Genomic DNA, 19,374 nt, shown 5'->3' with positions numbered 1-19,374 from the left:
GGATTTCCTACGCGCAACTCGCGGGACGATAGTGCCTAAAATTCGGATACGAAAACTCTGGCCCGGCGGTGCAGGTACTTTGCCGGGATTGCTGTTGATCGCGCTGGCATTTGGATGCGCGGGTCATCGAACCAAGTCGGCAGATGAAACATTCTGGAACGACGAGGCCGAAATCAGCGGGGCGGTCAAACCGCTGACGCCCAAGTCCCAGCTCGTGTACCTGGTGTTGGCCGGGGAATTGGCCGGCCAGCGCGGTCAGTACGAGGCCGCACTCGACCACTACCTTCAGGCCGCGCGCCTGTCGCGCGATGCACGCATCGCAGAGCGGGCGACCCAGATCGCGTTGTTCGTGAAAAAGTATCCGGAAGCGATCGAGAGCGTATCGCTCTGGCTGGAGCGCGAACCCCGCAATGCCGTGGCACGCCGCATGGCCGCCCTGCTTTACCTAAAGGCTGGGAGGCGTGACGAGGCAGTGGCGCAAATGAAGATCTTGCTGACGCTGCCGGACGCCGACTTGGAGAACACCCTGATCGAGCTGGTGAAAGTGCTGGGCGGCGAGGTGCCGAAAGAGGATGCGGCGGCATTCATGAATGCATTGCTTCGGTCGTTTCCGGGCATGGCCGAGCTTCATTTCGCAGCAGCCTTGCTCGCCGCCAATCAAGGGGAGTTCCAACGGGCGTTGAGCGAAACCGAGGAAGCCTTGGCGCTGCATCCGGACTGGAGCCGGGCGCGGGTGCTGCAGGCGCAGGTCATGGCGCAAATGGGCGATTCGGCGGCGGCTGGCGAAATGATCCGGCGGGCGCTCAAACGGGATCCCGATAATGCCAGATTGCGCCTCATCTACTCGCAGTTCCTGATCAAGTCCGGCGATATCGAAGGCGCTCGGCGCGAGTTGGCGCATATCGTAGCCAAGGAGCCGGGCAATCAGGATGCGCGGTTCGGGCTGGGCCTGGCGCTCATCGATTTGGGCCAGCTCGATGCGGCCCGGCGCGAGTTCGCGGGACTGGCGACGTCCGAGAAATGGCGGGTTCAGGCGTACTTCTATCTGGGGCTGGTCGATGCCCGCAAGGGTCGCTTGAGCGACGCGGTGGGCTGGTTCGACCGTGTCACGACCGGTCCGACCGAGTTCGACGCTCGGGTGAACAGCATTACCGCCCTGATCAGCCTGGGCCGGCTGACGGAGGCGCGAACCCGGCTGGCCGAGGTGCGCAAGCGTTTTCCGAACGAATCGGTGCGGCTGTACCTTTTGGAAGCGGAGCTGCTTTCCAAGAACAAAAACTATGAAGACGCCTTCAACCTGCTGACCGAGGCGCTGGTGGAGTGGCCGGGGCAGGCCGATCTGCTCTATGCCCGTGCCCTGGTGGCGGAAAATGTCGGCCGGTTCGATGTGCTGGAGTCGGATCTGCGCCAATTGCTGGAGAAGAATCCCGATGACCCCCATGCCTTGAACGCATTGGGCTACACGCTCGTCGAGCGAGGCGAGCGGCTGGACGAGGCCAAGGGTTATCTGGATCGGGCGATCCGGCTCAAGCCCGACGATCCTGCGATACTCGACAGCTATGGCTGGCTGCAGTACCGGCTGCACAATTACGCCGAAGCCGTCGAATATCTGCGCCGGGCTTACGACAAGGTTCAGGATCCGGAGATCGCATCGCACCTGGGCGAGGTGCTGCTGGAGTCGGGCAAGCGCCAGGAAGCCAGGAAAATTCTGCGCGAGGCCTGGAAGAAAGCGCCCGAGCACGAGGATATGCAGCGGATCAAGGCGCGCTATCCGGACCTGCTGGCTCCATGATGCCTGATCGGTTTTCTTGCGCCGCGGCGGTCCTGGTCGTGTTGTCGATAGTCATTGGGTTGCACGGCTGCACCCGGGTGCAGACTCGGCCTGCCGCGGTGGATGCTGCGCACCTGGCCGGCCTGGAGCGTTGGCGGCTGGAAGGGCGCATCGCGGTGCAGACCCCGGACGATGCCTGGCAGGCCAGCCTGGCCTGGGACCATGACGGGCGCCAGGATCGCTTGCTGGTTTCCGGCCCCTTGAATCAGGGGACGGTTTCCATCGTCCTCCAGGACGACCTGATTCTCATCAACGAAGGTCATGGGAACGAAAGGATTTCCCGTGATCCCGACGCTCTTTTGAAGGAAAAACTGGGATTTTCCATTCCGCTGCAGAGCTTGCGCTACTGGGTTTTGGGCGTATCGGCGCCGGGTGAGGCAAGCGAAGACATGGATCTGTATCCGGATGGCCGTCTCAAGCATCTGAAGCAGGCGGAATGGTCCCTCGATTACGAGCGCTATCGCGACTGGGACCGGTTCGTGCTGCCGCAGAAAGTACTGATCCAGGGGCGCTCGCTCAAGCTGAAGCTGTTCGCGGACGAATGGACCATCGGGAATTCTCGGGTATGAAGTCGCCCTCTCTGCGCCTGCCTGCGCCGGCGAAGCTCAATCTGACTCTCCGGATCACGGGTCGCCGCGCCGACGGCTACCATAACCTGCAGACGGTCTTCCAGTTCGTGGATTGGTGCGATTGGCTCGAGTTTCGAGCCAATGCTTCCGGCGAGCTTGCGCTGCGGGAACCGCTGGCAGGCGTGCCGGCGGAGCAGAATCTGATCATCCGCGCTGCCCAGTTGCTGAAAGACTACGCCGGTGTGTCCGCCGGGGCGGATATCATCTTGGAAAAAAACCTGCCGATGGGCGGCGGCCTGGGTGGCGGAAGCTCGGATGCCGCGACCACGCTGGTGGCGCTGAACCGCTTGTGGGCGTTGGGTCTGGATAGGGAGACGCTGATGAGTGTCGGTCTGCGGCTGGGAGCCGATGTGCCCATCTTCGTGTTCGGCCACGCCGCGTGGGCGGAAGGGGTGGGCGAAAGGTTGCAGATCGTGGAACTGCCCGAGCCCTGGTACGTCATCGTCGTGCCGCCTTGCCATGTCTCGACCGCCGAGATTTTTGGCGCCCCCGATTTGACAAGGGATAATGAGCCGATCACAATAGCCGACTTCCTTGCGGGAAGCCACGAGAATCATTGTCTCGATGCCGTCGTGCGTCGATACCCGGTCGTGGCCGAGGCGATGCGCGCGCTGGCGAAGTATTCCCCGGATGTCCGTCTGACGGGCACCGGCGCCTGCGTGTATTCGGTCCATGGCAGCGAGGAAGAGGCCAGAGCCTCGCATGAGGCGTTGGCCGGCGCCTGGACTGCCATGGTGGCGTCCGGCCGCAACCTGTCGCCTCTCTACGAGGCGCTGAGCGGGCTGTCATCCTGCATTTGATTTTTTTGGGGCGTAGCCAAGCGGTAAGGCACCGGGTTTTGATCCCGGCATTCCCAGGTTCGAATCCTGGCGCCCCAGCCAACTCCCTGTCTGTGTCGATATCTGGAGTGCACGATGACCGACACCTCCTTCATGGTGTTCTCGGGTAATGCAAATCTCCCCCTTGCCGAAGGCGTTGTGCGCAAGCTCAACATGCGCCTGGGCATGGCGACCGTGGGGCGGTTCAGTGACGGCGAAATCGCGGTCGAGATCGAGGAGCACGTGCGCGGGCGCGAAGTGTTCGTCATTCAGCCCACCTCGCAGCCCATCAACGAGAATCTCATGGAGCTTCTCGTCATGATCGACGCTTTGCGCCGGTCGTCCGCATCGGTCATCACCGCGGTCATCCCCTATTTCGGCTACGCGAGGCAGGATCGGCGCATTCGCTCCGCCAGGGTTCCCATCACTGCGAAACTGGTGGCCAAGATGATCTGCGCCGCCGGTGCCGATCGGGTGCTGACGGTGGACCTTCACGCCGATCAGATTCAAGGCTTTTTCGACGTGCCTGTGGACAACGTCTATGCTTCGCCGATATTGCTCGGCGATGTCTGGCGCCAGAAATATCCCGACCTCATGGTGGTGTCGCCCGACGTCGGCGGGGTGGTCAGGGCCCGGGCGCTGGCCAAGCGGCTCGATGACGCCGATCTGGCCATCATCGACAAGCGCCGTCCGCGCGCGAACGAGGCGAAGGTCATGAACATCATCGGCGATGTCCGTGGGCGGACCTGCGTCATGGTCGACGACCTCGTCGATACCGCCGGCACCCTATGTAAAGCTGCCGGTGCCTTGAAGGAGCACGGCGCCGAAAAAGTGGTGGCGTATTGCACGCACCCCGTGCTTTCCGGACCCGCTGTCGACAATATCGAGGCATCGATGCTCGATGAGTTGGTGGTGACCGACACGATCCCGTTGCAGGAGCGGGCCCGAGCCTGCGGAAGAATCCGGCAATTGACCATTGCCGAAATGCTGGCGGAGACCATCCGCCGTATCGCCATGGGGGAGTCGGTCAGTTCGCTGTATGTGGATTGATGGCGTCCCCGTTTTTCAATATCTGCTAAGAGTATTTTGGAGAAAGAGATGGTAGGCAGTTTCGAATTTGAAGCCGAGTTGCGACATCAGTTGGGGAAGGGTGCGTCCCGCCGCCTGCGCCATGCCGGCAAGGTCCCCGCGGTGCTTTATGGCGGCGGCGGCGAGCCGGTGCCGCTGTTGCTGGAGCATCACAAGGTCGTCAAGAGTCTGGAAAACGAAGCCACATACTCGCACGTGCTGACGATTCGGTTCGACGGTCGCGAAGAAAGCGCCATTTTGAAAGCCGTGCAACGCCACCCCGCCAAGCCCATCGTGATGCACATGGATTTTCTGCGTGTCAACGCGGCTGACAAGATTCGCGTGCACGTGCCGCTGCATTTCATCAATCAGGAATCTTCGGTGGGCGTCAAGAGGGGCGGGGTCGTATCCCATAGCATGGTGGATGTGGAGGTGCACTGCTTCTCCAAAGATCTGCCCGAGTACATCGAAGTCGATCTGGCTCAGCTCGATATCGGCGATATCGTCCATCTTTCCGACCTGAAGCTGCCGGCCGGGGTCGAAATCCATGCGCTGACCCAGGGTGCCGGCCACGATCTTCCGGTGGTTTCCGTGCATGCGCCGCGCACCGCGGAAAGCGGCGAGGGCGAGGCGGGCTGATCGGTCCGGGTGGGATGGTCAAGCTGATTGTCGGCCTGGGCAACCCGGGTCCGGCCTATGACAAAACCCGGCATAATGCCGGGTTTTGGTTTGTTGACAGACTGGCGTCCGCCCACGCCTGCGTATTGCGGGAAGAATCCCGTTTCCATGGCCGCGTGGGCACGATCGAGGCAGCCGAGCCCATCTACCTCATGGAGCCTTTGACCTTCATGAACCGGAGCGGGCTCGCAGTCGCAGCGATAGCCAGGTTTTACAAGATCGCGCCCGAGCATGTCCTGGTGGTTCATGACGAACTCGATTTCGAGCCTGGGGTGGTTCGCATCAAGCGGGACGGTGGTCACGGCGGGCATAACGGCCTCCGCGACATCATGGCTCGACTGGGAAGCGGGAAATTCATGCGGTTGCGGATCGGAATCGGGCGCCCGGTCGGTCCCATGGCGGTGGCGGACTATGTTCTGGCGGCACCTTCCGCCGTCGATCGCCAAGCCATATTCGGGGCGATCGAAAAAGCCGCGGGCTGTCTGCCCGAGTTGCTGGCGGGTAACGTCGACCAAGCGATGAACCGCTTGCACGTTTGAAGGCGTGCGCTGCGGGAAGACAAACTGACGTTTGCTTGACACGGCCGCAGGACTCTGGAAGAATGCGCGCTTTCCGCTTAGGAGGGGTTCCCGAGCGGTCAAAGGGATCAGACTGTAAATCTGACGGCTCAGCCTTCGAAGGTTCGAATCCTTCCCCCTCCACCAATTGGATTTTGTGGTACGCGGGTGTAGTTCAATGGTAGAACCTCAGCCTTCCAAGCTGATGGTGTGGGTTCGATTCCCATCACCCGCTCCAGTGTTGTGATGGCGCTTTACAAATTGATTTGCCCATATAGCTCAGTCGGTAGAGCACTTCCTTGGTAAGGAAGAGGTCACCGGTTCAAGTCCGGTTATGGGCTCCATCGTATATCTGTGAATCGTTTTTGACTGAATTGAAATTGAAATAGCCGAATCAGGGGTGTTGGCGGATGTCCAAAGAGAAATTTACGCGCACGAAGCCGCATGTGAATGTGGGAACGATAGGTCACGTGGATCACGGGAAGACGACGCTGACGGCGGCCCTGACCAAGTGCATGGCGGAGAAGTTCGGGGGCGAATTCAAGGCGTACGACCAGATTGACGCCGCGCCCGAAGAGCGCGCCCGCGGCATCACCATCGCGACCGCGCACGTGGAATATGAGTCGAAGGCGCGCCATTACGCCCATGTCGACTGCCCTGGTCATGCCGACTACGTCAAGAACATGATCACCGGCGCGGCGCAGATGGACGGCGCCATCCTGGTCTGCTCCGCCGCCGACGGCCCGATGCCGCAGACCCGCGAGCACATCCTGCTGGCGCGCCAGGTGGGCGTCCCTTACATCGTCGTGTTCCTGAACAAGGTGGACATGGTCGACGACCCCGAACTGGTCGAACTGGTCGAAATGGAGCTGCGGGAACTGCTCTCCAAGTATGATTTCCCCGGCGACGACATCCCGATCATCCGGGGCTCTGCCCTGAAGGCGCTGGAAGGCGACACCAGCGAGATCGGCGTACCCGCCATCGAAGCCCTGGTGCAGGCCCTGGACGACTACATTCCCGAGCCCGAGCGCGCCATCGACCGTCCGTTCCTCATGCCGATCGAAGACGTCTTCTCGATCTCCGGGCGCGGCACCGTCGTCACCGGGCGCGTCGAGCGCGGCGTCATCAAGGTTGGCGAAGAAATCGAAATCGTCGGCATCAGGCCCACGACCAAGACCACCTGCACGGGCGTGGAAATGTTCCGCAAGCTGCTCGACCAGGGTCAGGCCGGCGACAACATCGGCGTCCTGCTGCGTGGCACCAAGCGCGAAGACGTCGAACGCGGGCAAGTGCTGGCCAAGCCCGGCACCATCACCCCGCACACCCACTTCGAAGCCGAAATCTACGTCCTGTCCAAGGAAGAAGGCGGTCGTCATACCCCGTTCTTCAATGGCTACCGGCCGCAGTTCTACTTCCGGACCACCGACGTCACCGGCTCGGTGACGCTGCCGGAAGGGGTCGAGATGGTCATGCCCGGCGACAACGTCAAGATCGAAGTGAAGCTGATCGCGCCGATCGCGATGGACGAAGGGTTGCGGTTTGCGGTGCGCGAAGGCGGTCGTACCGTCGGCGCGGGCGTTGTCTCCAAGATCATCGAGTAAGGGCGGCAGAGCGAACGGGTTTCGCTCGCATCCGATATTTATTTAGGTCAGTAGCTCAATTGGTAGAGCAGCGGTCTCCAAAACCGCAGGTTGGGGGTTCGAGCCCCTCCTGGCCTGCCACGACATGATGTGGGCGCCCGGTAATGGGCGCCCCCTTTTATTTCATAGCAGTCCGGCGCATGTCTACTCAAACTACTTCAGAGTCCGGTGTTTCCGGTCTGGATACCGTCAAGCTCGTTCTTGCGCTGGTATTTCTATTCGCGGGCATCGTCGGATACTACTATTTCGGCGATTATTCGATCGTCTATCGCACTCTTGGGCTCATCGGCGCCGGGGTATTCGCGGCGGGACTCGTGTCCACAACAGCCAAGGGTCGGACGTTGCTCGGATTTTTCCGCGAATCGCGCATCGAAGTGCGAAAAGTGGTCTGGCCGACGAGGCAGGAGGCCGCTCAGGCTACTTTGATGGTTGTCGCGCTGGTGTTTTTTGTCGGAATTTTCCTCTGGCTGCTCGACATGCTCCTGTTCTGGGCAATCACCTCGATCACGGGGTAAGGGGCGGTCATGGCGCTACGCTGGTACGTTATCCAAGCTTATTCGAATTTTGAGAACCGCGTGAAGCGCTCTTTGGAGGAGCGGATCGCCCGGGCCGGGCTGGAGCGCTTTTTCGGCAAAATTCTGGTGCCCACCGAGGAAGTGCTCGAGATGCGGCAGGGCCAGCAGCGTAAAGGCGAGCGGAAATTTTTCCCGGGCTACGTGCTGGTCCAGATGGAGTTGAACGACGACACTTGGCATCTGGTGCGCGACGTGCCGCGGGTGTTGGGTTTTGTCGGCGGGACGCCGGACCATCCCGCGCCGATCACCGATGCCGAGGCGGAAGCGATTCTGGCGCGCGTGGAGGAAGGGGTCAAGAAGCCCAAGCACAAGGTGCTTTACGAAGTCGGCGAAGTCGTTCGCGTCATCGACGGTCCGTTCAAAGACTTCAATGGCGTCGTCGAAGAAGTCAACTACGAGAAGAGCAAGCTCAGAGTTTCCGTCCTCATTTTTGGACGATCCACGCCTGTCGAGCTCGAATTCGGACAGGTCGAAAAAGGCTAGGCGAGGCGGTTGCAAGCAGGGGCCGTGGCTGCCGTCGCGGGCCCTTTTTTATTTATTTAGGGGAGCCTCACAGGCGTTCGTACCCATAGGAGTCAGAAAATGGCAAAGAAAATCACAGGCTACATCAAGCTTCAGGTCAAGGCTGGCGAAGCCAATCCGAGCCCGCCGGTCGGGCCGGCGCTCGGTCAGCGCGGTGTCAATATCATGGAGTTCTGCAAGGCATTCAATGCCCAGACCCAGAACGTCGAGAAGGGCTTGCCGCTTCCCGTCGTCATCACGGTGTATGCCGACCGCAGCTTCACGTTCATCACCAAGACGCCACCGGCTTCCGTGTTGCTGAAGAAGGCGCTCGGACTGAAATCCGGCAGCTCGAAGCCGAACACCGACAAGGTCGGAACGGTTACGCGGGCCCAGTTGGAGGAAATCGCCAAGATGAAGATGCCGGATTTGACGGCGGCGGATATGGACGCGGCCGTGCGTACGATTGCGGGTAGCGCGACCAGCATGGGTCTGATTGTGGAGGGTGTGTGATGGCTCGTTTGACCAAGCGGATCAAGTCGATCAAAGAACAGGTTCAGTCCGGCAAGGCTTATGCGATCGAGGAAGCGCTGAATGTCCTGAAATCGGTCAGCTCCGTCAAATTCGTCGAGTCGGTGGATGTGGCCGTCAATCTCGGCGTCGATCCCCGCAAGTCCGATCAGGCCGTGCGCGGTGCGACCGTGCTGCCCAACGGGACAGGCAAGTCGGTTCGGGTGGCGGTGTTCGCCCAGGGGGCGAATGCCGAGGCCGCCTTGGCGGCGGGCGCGGACATCGTCGGCATGGACGATCTGGGTGCCCAGGTGAAGGCCGGTGAGCTGAATTTCGACGTCGTCATCGCGGCGCCGGATGCCATGCGCGTCGTGGGCCAGTTGGGCCAGATTCTCGGTCCGCGCGGACTGATGCCGAACCCCAAGACCGGCACCGTCACGCCGGATGTCGCCACGGCGGTCAAGAACGCCAAGGCTGGCCAAGTCCGCTACCGCACCGACAAGAAGGGCATCATCCATTGCACGATCGGCAAACTCAGCTTTGAGCCGGCGGCGCTGAAAGAGAATCTGGAAGCCTTGCTGGTGGATCTCAAAAAGCTCAAGCCGAGCACGTCGAAGGGCGTGTATGTCAAGAAGATCACGGTATCGTCGACCATGGGCCCCGGCCTGACGGTCGACCAGAACACGCTGACCGCGTAGAACCGTAACAAATCATGTAACTTTGGGTTGCCGGGTTTCCGGTAACCGTCAAAGACCGCAGGCGTGCCTTGTGCACTTAATCGATCCAGCCTGCGCAGACGGTGACTGAAGCCGAATATCGGCGAAGGGAGCCGTTACAAGAGTCCCCGGCCTCGGTTGGGGTGACATGGCTCTGAATGGTTTCCCAAACTATTCAGCTTTTTCTGGAGGTAACGAGTGGCACTGAGACTCGATGACAAGAAAGCGGTCGTCGCCGAGGTTGCAGCCGTTGCCGCGCAAGCGCACTCCGCAGTTGCGGCAGAGTACCGGGGACTGAGTGTCTCCGCTCTGACGCGGCTCCGCAAGGAAGCGCGGGAGTCTGGGGTTTACCTGCGCGTGGTCAAGAACACCTTGGCGCGCAAAGCCGTTGAAGGCACGAGTTTCGAGTGCATGCAGGACGGCTTGGTAGGTCCCTTGATTCTCGCGTTTTCCCTTGAGGACCCGGGCTCAGCAGCCCGCGTAGTCAGCGCATTCGCCAAGACCAACGACAAGCTTGTCGTGAAGTTGGTGGCGGTTGGCGGCAAACAATACGGTCCTTCCGAGCTCGAGCGTTTGGCATCGCTGCCGAACCGCGAGCAGGCGCTCAGCATGTTGATGGGCACGATGAAGGCGCCGATCGAGAAGTTCGTCCGTACCCTGGCGGAACCGCACGCGAAGTTCGTGCGCACCGTGGCGGCGGTTCGGGATCAGAAGCAGGCGGCGTGATCCGCCGGGCTTGCAGAAAGACATTTCGGAGTAATTATCATGGCAGTTTCCAAAGAAGACATCCTTGAGACCATTTCCAACATGACCGTGATGGAGGTCGTGGATCTCATCTCGGCGATGGAGGAGAAGTTCGGCGTTTCGGCGGCAGCCGCGGTCGCGGTGGCTCCTGCAGCGGCAGGCGCAGCAGCGCCTGTGGTTGAGGAGAAGACCGAATTCGATGTGGTCCTGACCAGCTTCGGCGCCAACAAGGTCAACGTGATCAAGGCGATCCGCGAGATCACCGGTCTGGGGCTGAAGGAAGCGAAAGATCTGGTCGAGGGCGTGCCCTCCACCGTCAAGGAAGGCATTTCCAAGCAGGAAGCCGACGACATCAAAAAGAAGCTGGAAGAAGCCGGCGCAGCTGTAGACGTTAAGTAACGTAACGTTGCACACCCGCTCCTTTTAAGGAATAGCTTCGAATCAGGCTGGCAGCTTTGCGCTGCCGGCCTTTCGGCGTTTGCGGATTGTTACGGAATCGGTTACCTTGTCAACTCCGATCTTCCGTCCATGCCACTATGCCGTCCTCCGTATCACACGTGGCAACCCGATAACGAGCGCGGGCATATCCCCGATACTGCCGGCATAGCCTCTCGAAGGCTTTGGGCTCACGATATTTCAAGCAAACCAAACTCAGGTCAGGAACCAACATGGCTTACTCGTTTACCGAGAAAAAACGAATTCGCAAGAGTTTCGGAAAGCGCCAGGACGTGCTGGAGGTCCCCTATCTTCTGGCGACACAGGTTGACTCGTACCGGCGGTTTTTGCAACTCGACAGGCAGCCCTCCGGCAGGAGCGACGAAGGCTTGCATGCGGCGTTGAAGTCGGTTTTCCCGATCAAAAGCCATTCCGGCAACATTTTGCTCGAATATGTGAGCTATCGTCTGGGCGATCCGGTGTTCGACGTCAAGGAGTGCCAGCAGCGGGGGACTACTTATGCGGCCCCGTTGCGCGTGCTCGTGCGTCTGGTCGTCTACGACAAGGAAGCACCGGCGAATGCCAAGGTGGTGAAGGACATCAAGGAGCAGGAAATCTACATGGGCGAGATTCCGCTCATGACGGATAACGGCACCTTCGTCATCAACGGCACCGAGCGGGTGATCGTCTCCCAGTTGCACCGTTCGCCCGGCGTGTTCTTCGATCACGATCGGGGCAAGACGCATTCTTCGGGAAAGCTGTTGTTCAATGCCAGAATCATCCCTTATCGGGGGTCCTGGCTGGATTTCGAATTCGACCACAAGGACTGCGTTTACGTCCGTATCGACCGTCGCCGCAAGCTGCCGGCAACGGTCTTGCTGCGCGCGCTGGGTTACGACAACGAACAGATCATCGGTGAATTTTTCGATACCAATCGTTTTCTGCTGTCGCCCAGCGGTGTCCAGCTCGAGTTGATCCCCGAGCGTCTGCGCGGCGATGTCGCAAGCTTCGATATTCGGATCGGTGATCAGCTCGTGGTCGAGAAGGATCACCGGATCACGGCGCGCCACATCCGGATGCTGCAGAAGGAAAATGTGAGCCTGCTCGACGTTCCTAAAGACTATCTGTATGGCAAGATACTCGCGCACAACGTCGTCGATACGACGACGGGCGAACTCATCGCCAAGGTGAACCAGGAGGTCACCGAGGATGTCTACGGACGTCTCGTGGGCGCTGGCATCGCCGAGGTCCGCACCCTCTATGTGAACGATCTCGATCGCGGGCCGTACATCTCCAACACCATGCGTATCGATCTGACCGAGACGCAACTGGACGCGTTGGTGGAGATCTATCGCATGATGCGCCCCGGCGAACCGCCCACCAAGGAGGCTGCCCAGACCCTCTTCGAGAATCTGTTCTTTTCCCCCGAGCGCTACGATCTTTCCGCCGTCGGTAGGATGAAATTCAACCGTCGTCTGGGGCGAGCCGATCCGACCGGCCCGGGTGTGCTGGAAAATGGAGACATCATCGCGGTGTTGAAGGAGCTGATCAACATCCGTAACGGCAGCGGCACGGTCGATGACATCGATCATCTGGGCAACCGCCGCGTGCGCTCCGTGGGCGAGATGGTGGAGAACCAGTTCCGGCTCGGTCTGGTGCGGGTCGAGCGAGCGGTGAAGGAGCGTCTGTCGCTGCCCGATGCCGACGGTCTCATGCCGCAGGAAATCATCAATGCCAAGCCGGTGGCGGCCTCGATCAAGGAGTTTTTCGGTTCCAGCCAGCTCTCGCAGTTCATGGACCAGAACAATCCGCTGTCGGAAGTCACCCACAAGCGGCGCGTTTCCGCACTGGGGCCGGGCGGCTTGGCCCGCGAGCGCGCCGGCTTCGAAGTGCGCGACGTGCATACCACGCACTACGGTCGCGTCTGCCCGATCGAGACCCCTGAAGGTCCGAACATCGGCCTGATCAACTCGCTCGCCGTGTATGCGCGTACCAACGAATACGGCTTCCTGGAGACGCCGTATCGGAAGGTGGTCGACGGACGGGTGACGGGTGAAATCGAATACCTGTCCGCCATCGAGGAAGGCCAGTACTACATCGCCCAGGCCAGCGCCTCGGTCGATGAGCAGGGCATGCTCAAGGATGACCTGGTCTCGTGCCGCCACAAGGACGAATTCACGTTGGCTTCGCGCGAGAACATCAACTACATGGACGTGTCGTCCAAGCAGATCGTGTCGGTCGCCGCTTCCCTGATTCCGTTCCTCGAACACGACGACGCCAACCGTGCCTTGATGGGGTCGAACATGCAGCGCCAGGCGGTACCGACGCTGCGCACCGAGAAGCCTCTGGTGGGCACCGGCATGGAGCGTATCGTCGCCCGCGATTCCGGGGTCGCGGTCGTGGCCAAGCGCGGCGGCACGGTCGAGTTCGTGGACGCCGGGCGCATCGTGGTCCGGGTCAACGACGAGGAGACCGAGGCGGGCGTCCCCGGTGTCGACATCTACAACCTGACCAAGTACACGCGTTCCAACCAGAACACCTGCATCAACCAGAAACCGCTGGTGAAGCCGGGGGATGTGGTGGCCCGCAATGACGTTCTGGCGGACGGTCCGTCCACCGACATGGGGGAATTGGCGCTGGGCCAGAATCTGCTGGTCGCGTTCATGCCGTGGAACGGCTACAACTTCGAAGACTCGATCCTGATTTCGGAGCGGGTGGTGCAGGACGACCGCTTCACCACCATCCACATCGAGGAGAAGACCTGCGTCGCCCGAGACACCAAGCTGGGGCCGGAGGAAATCACCGCCGACATCCCGAACGTCGGCGAGGCGGCGCTGTCCAAGCTGGACGAGTCCGGCATCGTCTATATCGGCGCCGAGGTCAAGGCTGGCGACATCCTGGTGGGCAAGGTCACCCCCAAGGGCGAAACCCAGCTCACACCCGAAGAAAAACTGCTGCGTGCGATCTTCGGCGAGAAGGCCTCCGACGTGAAGGACACCTCGTTGCGCGTACCTTCCGGCATGGACGGCACGGTCATCGACGTACAGGTGTTCACCCGCGACGGCGTGAAGAAGGATGAACGCGCCCGCCAGATCGAGGAGGCCGAGATCGAAAAGGTCCGCAAGGACCTGAACGACCAGCTTCGCATCATCGAGAAGGACTTCTACCAGCGTGCCGAGCAGATGGTGCTGGGCAAGGTGGCCGACATGGGGCCGGCCGGCTTGAAACGCGGCGCCACCGTGACCCGGGAATACCTGGATTCGATCAAGCCCGCGCAATGGCTGGAGATCCGGCTGCAGGACGAGGACCTCAATCTGCAGATCGAAGCGATCGCGGAGCAGATCGCCCAGCAGCGCGAGGAGATCGCCAAGCGCCTCGAAGAGAAGCGCCGCAAGATCACCATGGGCGATGATCTCGCGCCGGGCGTGCTCAAGATGGTCAAGGTGTATCTGGCGGTCAAGCGCCGCATCCAGCCGGGCGACAAGATGGCCGGACGGCACGGCAACAAGGGCGTGATTTCGCGCATCGTGCCGGTGGAAGACATGCCGTATTCGGCCGACGGCACGCCGGTCGACATTGTGCTGAATCCGCTGGGCGTGCCCTCGCGCATGAACGTCGGCCAGGTGCTCGAAACCCATCTCGGCTGGGCAGCCAAAGGGGTGGGCCTGAAGATCGGGCGGATGCTGGAAGCCAAGGCCCGGATCGAAGAGCTACGTTCGTTCCTGACCCAGGTTTACAACGTGAGCGGCCGGCAGGAGGACATCGCCAGCCTGAGCGATGCCGAAGTCATGGAACTCGCAGGCAACCTGCAGGACGGTGTGCCGATGGCGACCCCGGTGTTCGACGGCGCGACGGAGCAAGACATCAAGGCCATGCTGAGACTGGCCGATCTTCCCGAGAGCGGCCAGGCGACTTTGTACGACGGACGCACCGGCGACGTCTTCGACCGTCCGGTGACGGTCGGCTACATGTACATGCTGAAGCTCAACCATCTGGTCGACGACAAGATGCATGCGCGCTCCACCGGTCCGTACAGTCTGGTGACCCAACAGCCGCTGGGCGGCAAGGCCCAGTTCGGCGGACAGCGTTTCGGTGAAATGGAAGTGTGGGCACTGGAAGCCTATGGCGCCGCCTACACCTTGCAGGAGATGCTGACGGTGAAATCCGACGATGTGAACGGCAGGACCAAGATGTACAAGAACATCGTCGACGGCGATCACCGCATGGAGGCCGCCATGCCCGAGTCCTTCAACGTCTTGATCAAGGAGATCCGTTCGCTCGGGATCAACATCGAGCTTGAGCAGGACTGATCGCCGCCCCGCGCAGCAGGCAGCCGTTCGCGGCTGCCTTCCGAATTGATGACTGGGAGATTTACGTGAAAGATTTGATCAATTTTCTGAAGCGCCAGACTCAGAGCGAAGAGTTCGATGCGATCCGCATCAGCCTGGCTTCGCCCGACATGATACGTTCCTGGTCCTACGGTGAAGTGAAGAAGCCCGAGACCATCAACTACCGGACCTTCAAGCCGGAGCGCGATGGACTGTTCTGCGCCAAGATCTTCGGGCCGGTGAGCGACTACGAGTGTCTGTGCGGCAAGTACAAGCGCCTGAAGCACCGCGGCGTGATCTGCGAAAAATGCGGCGTGGAAGTCACCCTTTCCAAGGTGCGGCGCGAGCGGATGGGGCACATCGAACTGGCCAGCCCGGTCGCCCATATCTGGTTCCTCAAGTCGCTGCCTTCGCGCATCGCGCTGCTGCTCGACATGCAGCTGCGCGAAATCGAGCGCGTGCTTTACTTCGAGTCCTATGTCGTGATCGATCCGGGCATGACGCCGCTCACCCGCGGGCAGCTCCTCGGTGAGGAGGAATACCAGAAGATGGTCGAGCAGTACGACGACGAGTTTTCCGCCAAGATGGGCGCCGAAGCCATCCGCGAACTGCTGCGCACCATGGATCTCCAGGCCGAGGTCGTGCAGTTGCGGGAGGAAATCAACGGCACCAACTCCGAGACCAAGATCAAGAAGTACACCAAGCGGTTGAAAGCGATCGAATCGATGCTGGCCTCCAACAACCGGCCGGAATGGATGATCCTCACCGTGCTGCCGGTACTGCCGCCGGACCTGCGTCCGCTGGTGCCGCTGGATGGCGGCCGCTTCGCCACCAGCGATCTCAACGACCTGTACCGCCGCGTCATCAACCGCAACAACCGTCTCAAGCGGTTGCTGGATCTCAATGCGCCCGACATCATCGTGCGAAACGAGAAGCGCATGCTGCAGGAATCGGTCGATGCCCTGCTGGACAACGGCCGCCGCGGCCGGGCCATCACCGGTTCGAACAAGCGCCCGCTCAAGTCGCTGGCCGACATGATCAAGGGCAAGCAGGGCCGGTTCCGCCAGAACCTGCTCGGCAAGCGCGTGGACTACTCCGGCCGCTCCGTGATCGTGGTGGGTCCGACCCTGCGTCTGCATCAGTGCGGTCTGCCCAAGAAGATGGCGCTGGAGCTGTTCAAGCCGTTCATCTTCAGCAAGCTGCAGTTCCGCGGCCTCGCCACCACCATCAAGGCAGCCAAGAAAATGGTGGAGCGGGAGGCTCCCGAAGTCTGGGATATCCTGGACGAAGTGATCCGCGAACACCCGGTCATGCTGAACCGTGCACCGACCCTGCACCGTCTGGGTATCCAGGCATTCGAGCCGATCCTGATCGAAGGCAAGGCGATCCAGTTGCATCCCTTGGTGTGCACCGCATTCAACGCCGACTTCGACGGCGACCAGATGGCCGTGCACGTGCCTTTGTCGCTGGAGGCACAGCTCGAGGCCCGGTCCCTGATGATGGCGACCAACAATATTCTGTCGCCGGCCAACGGCGAGCCCATCATCAATCCGACCCAGGACGTCGTCATGGGTCTGTACTACATGAGCCGGGAGCGCACTTTCGCCAAGGGCGAGGGCATGATCTTCTCCAGTATCGACGAGGCCGAGCAGGCGTTTCTCAATGGTGTGGTGGACTTGCACGCCAAGGTGACGGTCCGGCTACGCGAGGTCGTTCTGGGCGAAAACGGCGAGCGTACCGAGGTGACGAAGCGGGTCCAGACCACGGTGGGCCGCGCGCTGATCTGGAACATCGTGCCGGACGGCATTCCGTTCGAGATGATCAACGTCGACATGACCAAAAAGGCCATTTCGCGTCTGATCAATCATGTCTACCGAACTCTGGGCATCAAGGCCAGCGTCATTTTCGGCGACCAGTTGATGTATCTCGGTTTCTCGCATGCGACCCGGGCCGGCGTGTCGTTCGGCGTGGAGGACATGGAGATCCCCTCCCGCAAGGACGAGATCATCCAGGCCGCCGAGCGCGAAGTGAAGGAAATCCAGAATCAATTCGCGTCCGGCCTCGTGACCGACGGCGAACGTTACAACAAGGTCGTCGATATCTGGTCGCATGCCAACGACCAGGTGGCGAAGGTGATGATGGAAGGCCTGGGGGTGGACGAGGTCACCGGCGAAAACGGCGAGATCATCAAGCAGAAGTCGTTCAACTCGATTTTCATGATGGCCGATTCCGGCGCCCGCGGTTCGGCGGCGCAGATCCGCCAGCTGGCCGGTATGCGCGGCCTGATGGCCAAGCCGGACGGCTCGATCATCGAGACGCCGATCACGGCGAACTTCCGGGAAGGACTGACAGTGTTGCAATACTTCATTTCAACCCACGGCGCCCGCAAGGGGCTGGCCGACACCGCGCTCAAGACGGCCAACTCGGGATACCTGACGCGCCGTCTGGTGGACGTCGCGCAGGACCTCGTCATCACCGAGGACGATTGCGGTACCACGGATGGCCTGCAGATGGCTCCCCTGATCGAAGGCGGGGACGTCGTCGAGCCGCTGGCGGAGCGGGTGCTGGGGCGGGTTCTGGCCGAGCATGCGGCCGATCCATCGAACGGCGAGGTGCTGCTCGAAGCCGGTTCGATGCTGGACGAGCACGCTGTGCAGCTGCTCGAGCAGCACGGTGTCGACAACGTCCGTGTGCGTTCCGTCATCACCTGCAAGACCCGTTACGGCGTGTGCGCCTCCTGCTACGGGCGCGATCTCGGCCGGGGCCACAAGGTCAACATCGGCGAGGCGATCGGCGTCATCGCGGCGCAGTCGATCGGTGAGCCGGGCACGCAGCTCACCATGCGCACCTTCCACATTGGTGGTGCGGCATCGCGGTCGGCGGCGATCAGCAACGTCGAAGTGAAGTCCAGCGGGCAGATCCGCCTGACGAACCTCAAGACTGTGGTCAACCGCGATAACGCTCTGGTGGCGGTGTCGCGCTCGGGCGAAATCAGCGTGATCGATGAACACGGTCGCGAGAGGGAGCGTTACAAGATTCCCTACGGCGCGGTGCTGTCGGTGCGGGAAGGCGGTGCGGTCAAGGCGGGCCAGATCGTGGTGAACTGGGATCCGCATACCCACCCGGTGGTGTCCGAAGTGCGCGGCCGCGCCAAGCTGATCGACTTCGTCGAGGGCGTGACCGTCCGCGAGCAGTCCGACGAAATGACCGGCCTGAGCTCGATGGTGGTCATCGATCCCAAGCAGCGCGGCGGCGCGGGCAAGGAGCTGCGGCCGCTGGTCAAGCTGGTGGATGAGAACGGCAACGACATCTTCATCCCCTCGACCGAAATCACTGCACAGTACTTCCTGCCGGCCGGAGCGATCATCGGCATCCGCGACGGCGACCTGGTCGAGGTGGGCGACGTGCTGGCTAGGATTCCCCAGGAGTCCAGCAAGACCCGCGACATCACCGGCGGTCTGCCGCGTGTCGCCGACCTGTTCGAAGCGCGCAAGACCAAGGATCCCGCCATCCTGGCGGAAGCGACCGGCACGGTTTCCTTCGGCAAGGAAACCAAGGGCAAGCGCCGGCTCATCATCACCGACGCGAGCGGCGAGCAGCACGAGGTCATGGTGCCGAAATGGCGCAACATCACGGTGTTCGAGGGTGAACACGTGGAGCAGGGAGAAACCATTGCCGAAGGCGAGCTGACGCCGCATGACATCCTGCGGTTGCGCGGTACCGCGGAGCTGGCTTCCTATCTGGTCAAGGAAATCCAGGACGTCTACCGTCTGCAGGGCGTGAAGATCAACGACAAGCACATCGAGGTGATCATCCGCCAGATGCTGCGCAAGGTCGAAATCACCGACCCGGGCGATTCCAGCTTCCTGCGCGGCGAACAGGTGGACCGGTCGCGGCTGCTGGAGGAAAACGACCGCTTGGAGGAGGAAGGCAAGGTGCCCGCGTGTTACGAGCCCGTGCTGCTGGGCATCACCAAGGCCTCGCTCAGCACCGAGTCGTTCATCTCCGCGGCATCGTTCCAGGAAACCACGCGCGTGCTGACCGAAGCGGCGATCCGGGGGTCCACCGACCGCCTGCAGGGTCTGAAAGAAAACGTGATCGTGGGGCGCCTGATCCCGGCGGGCACCGGTCTGGCTTACCACGCGGAGCGCAGGGAGCGGGCGAAACTCGGCGAGGTCGAGGAGCCTGAGGCTCAGACGATCGATACGGCGGAGGTCGAAGAGGCCTTGAAACAGGCGTTCAGTCTCTGACCGCGCTGGATGGGACCGGAGGATGGGGGACGCATCCTCCCGGTTCCGCAGGTTGTGAAATTCCCGGAAACCGGTACCATACGCCGACTTGCCG

The 19,374-nt window shown here is 61.4% G+C and carries 15 protein-coding genes and 5 tRNA genes; all 20 read left to right on the top strand.

Annotated elements, in window-relative coordinates:
* The first annotated feature begins 94 nt into the window (after window positions 1-94).
* The 20 genes from GNH96_RS12785 to rpoC all read left to right on the top strand — a co-directional run bounded on the left by GNH96_RS12785 (window position 95) and on the right by rpoC (window position 19,280).
* A complete protein-coding gene (locus GNH96_RS12785; RefSeq protein WP_228719856.1) occupies window positions 95-1,792 on the top strand; it encodes a tetratricopeptide repeat protein in 1,698 nt (565 codons plus the stop codon).
* Complete coding sequence (gene lolB / locus GNH96_RS12780; RefSeq protein WP_228719855.1) at window positions 1,789-2,400, top strand: lipoprotein insertase outer membrane protein LolB; 612 nt, start codon at window positions 1,789-1,791, stop codon at window positions 2,398-2,400. The genes GNH96_RS12785 and lolB overlap by 4 nt, the downstream gene beginning before the upstream one ends.
* The gene (gene ispE, locus GNH96_RS12775; RefSeq protein ID WP_169604024.1) at window positions 2,373-3,260 is read left to right on the top strand and encodes a 4-(cytidine 5'-diphospho)-2-C-methyl-D-erythritol kinase; all 888 of its coding nucleotides are present in this window, start codon (window positions 2,373-2,375) and stop codon (window positions 3,258-3,260) included. The genes lolB and ispE overlap by 28 nt, the downstream gene beginning before the upstream one ends.
* A gap of 6 nt (window positions 3,261-3,266) precedes the next feature.
* A tRNA-Gln gene (locus GNH96_RS12770) sits at window positions 3,267-3,341 on the top strand.
* A 33-nt stretch (window positions 3,342-3,374) separates the two neighbouring features.
* On the top strand, window positions 3,375-4,328 hold the full coding sequence (locus GNH96_RS12765) for a ribose-phosphate diphosphokinase (RefSeq protein WP_169604023.1): 954 nt from the start codon (window positions 3,375-3,377) through the stop codon (window positions 4,326-4,328).
* 48 nt (window positions 4,329-4,376) lie between these two features.
* Window positions 4,377-4,985: a 50S ribosomal protein L25/general stress protein Ctc gene (locus GNH96_RS12760; protein ID WP_169604022.1), complete on the top strand. Its 609-nt coding sequence runs from the start codon at window positions 4,377-4,379 to the stop codon at window positions 4,983-4,985.
* 14 nt (window positions 4,986-4,999) lie between these two features.
* Window positions 5,000-5,563, top strand: a complete 564-nt coding sequence (gene pth, locus GNH96_RS12755) for an aminoacyl-tRNA hydrolase (protein WP_169604021.1) — start codon at window positions 5,000-5,002, stop codon at window positions 5,561-5,563.
* Between the two features lie 80 nt (window positions 5,564-5,643).
* Window positions 5,644-5,728, top strand: a tRNA-Tyr gene (locus GNH96_RS12750).
* A 17-nt stretch (window positions 5,729-5,745) separates the two neighbouring features.
* Window positions 5,746-5,819 (top strand) — tRNA-Gly (locus GNH96_RS12745).
* A gap of 30 nt (window positions 5,820-5,849) precedes the next feature.
* Window positions 5,850-5,925: transfer RNA gene (locus GNH96_RS12740), tRNA-Thr, on the top strand.
* 66 nt (window positions 5,926-5,991) lie between these two features.
* Window positions 5,992-7,182, top strand: a complete 1,191-nt coding sequence (gene tuf, locus GNH96_RS12735) for an elongation factor Tu (RefSeq protein ID WP_169604020.1) — start codon at window positions 5,992-5,994, stop codon at window positions 7,180-7,182.
* 44 nt (window positions 7,183-7,226) lie between these two features.
* A tRNA-Trp gene (locus tag GNH96_RS12730) sits at window positions 7,227-7,302 on the top strand.
* A 59-nt stretch (window positions 7,303-7,361) separates the two neighbouring features.
* Window positions 7,362-7,736: a preprotein translocase subunit SecE gene (secE, locus tag GNH96_RS12725; protein ID WP_169604019.1), complete on the top strand. Its 375-nt coding sequence runs from the start codon at window positions 7,362-7,364 to the stop codon at window positions 7,734-7,736.
* A gap of 9 nt (window positions 7,737-7,745) precedes the next feature.
* Window positions 7,746-8,279, top strand: coding sequence for a transcription termination/antitermination protein NusG (gene nusG / locus GNH96_RS12720; protein WP_169604018.1), 534 nt, complete (start codon window positions 7,746-7,748; stop codon window positions 8,277-8,279).
* Between the two features lie 99 nt (window positions 8,280-8,378).
* Window positions 8,379-8,810: a 50S ribosomal protein L11 gene (gene rplK / locus GNH96_RS12715; RefSeq protein WP_010960362.1), complete on the top strand. Its 432-nt coding sequence runs from the start codon at window positions 8,379-8,381 to the stop codon at window positions 8,808-8,810.
* Window positions 8,810-9,505: a 50S ribosomal protein L1 gene (rplA, locus tag GNH96_RS12710; RefSeq protein WP_169604017.1), complete on the top strand. Its 696-nt coding sequence runs from the start codon at window positions 8,810-8,812 to the stop codon at window positions 9,503-9,505. The genes rplK and rplA overlap by 1 nt, the downstream gene beginning before the upstream one ends.
* Window positions 9,506-9,721: 216 nt before the next feature.
* The gene (gene rplJ, locus GNH96_RS12705) at window positions 9,722-10,249 is read left to right on the top strand and encodes a 50S ribosomal protein L10 (RefSeq protein WP_169604016.1); all 528 of its coding nucleotides are present in this window, start codon (window positions 9,722-9,724) and stop codon (window positions 10,247-10,249) included.
* A 39-nt stretch (window positions 10,250-10,288) separates the two neighbouring features.
* Window positions 10,289-10,666, top strand: a complete 378-nt coding sequence (rplL, locus tag GNH96_RS12700; protein WP_169604015.1) for a 50S ribosomal protein L7/L12 — start codon at window positions 10,289-10,291, stop codon at window positions 10,664-10,666.
* A gap of 269 nt (window positions 10,667-10,935) precedes the next feature.
* Window positions 10,936-15,012, top strand: a complete 4,077-nt coding sequence (gene rpoB / locus GNH96_RS12695; protein WP_169604014.1) for a DNA-directed RNA polymerase subunit beta — start codon at window positions 10,936-10,938, stop codon at window positions 15,010-15,012.
* Between the two features lie 77 nt (window positions 15,013-15,089).
* Window positions 15,090-19,280 carry a DNA-directed RNA polymerase subunit beta' gene (gene rpoC / locus GNH96_RS12690; protein WP_169604712.1) on the top strand — a complete coding sequence of 1,397 codons (4,191 nt, stop codon included), beginning with the start codon at window positions 15,090-15,092 and terminating at the stop codon, window positions 19,278-19,280.
* Window positions 19,281-19,374 lie beyond the last annotated feature (94 nt).

Source organism: Methylococcus geothermalis, assembly GCF_012769535.1.
GTDB classification, from domain to species: Bacteria; Pseudomonadota; Gammaproteobacteria; order Methylococcales; family Methylococcaceae; genus Methylococcus; species Methylococcus geothermalis.
This window is presented reverse-complemented; position numbering and strand designations above follow the sequence as displayed.

Coding starts and splice junctions, on each gene's coding strand:
- lolB (WP_228719855.1), top strand. CDS start 1,789: ATGATGCCTGATCGGTTTTCTTGCGCCGCGGCGGTCCTGGTCGTGTTG.
- ispE (WP_169604024.1), top strand. CDS start 2,373: ATGGACCATCGGGAATTCTCGGGTATGAAGTCGCCCTCTCTGCGCCTG.
- GNH96_RS12765 (WP_169604023.1), top strand. CDS start 3,375: ATGACCGACACCTCCTTCATGGTGTTCTCGGGTAATGCAAATCTCCCC.
- GNH96_RS12760 (WP_169604022.1), top strand. CDS start 4,377: ATGGTAGGCAGTTTCGAATTTGAAGCCGAGTTGCGACATCAGTTGGGG.
- pth (WP_169604021.1), top strand. CDS start 5,000: ATGGTCAAGCTGATTGTCGGCCTGGGCAACCCGGGTCCGGCCTATGAC.
- tuf (WP_169604020.1), top strand. CDS start 5,992: ATGTCCAAAGAGAAATTTACGCGCACGAAGCCGCATGTGAATGTGGGA.
- secE (WP_169604019.1), top strand. CDS start 7,362: ATGTCTACTCAAACTACTTCAGAGTCCGGTGTTTCCGGTCTGGATACC.
- nusG (WP_169604018.1), top strand. CDS start 7,746: ATGGCGCTACGCTGGTACGTTATCCAAGCTTATTCGAATTTTGAGAAC.
- rplK (WP_010960362.1), top strand. CDS start 8,379: ATGGCAAAGAAAATCACAGGCTACATCAAGCTTCAGGTCAAGGCTGGC.
- rplA (WP_169604017.1), top strand. CDS start 8,810: ATGGCTCGTTTGACCAAGCGGATCAAGTCGATCAAAGAACAGGTTCAG.
- rplL (WP_169604015.1), top strand. CDS start 10,289: ATGGCAGTTTCCAAAGAAGACATCCTTGAGACCATTTCCAACATGACC.
- rpoB (WP_169604014.1), top strand. CDS start 10,936: ATGGCTTACTCGTTTACCGAGAAAAAACGAATTCGCAAGAGTTTCGGA.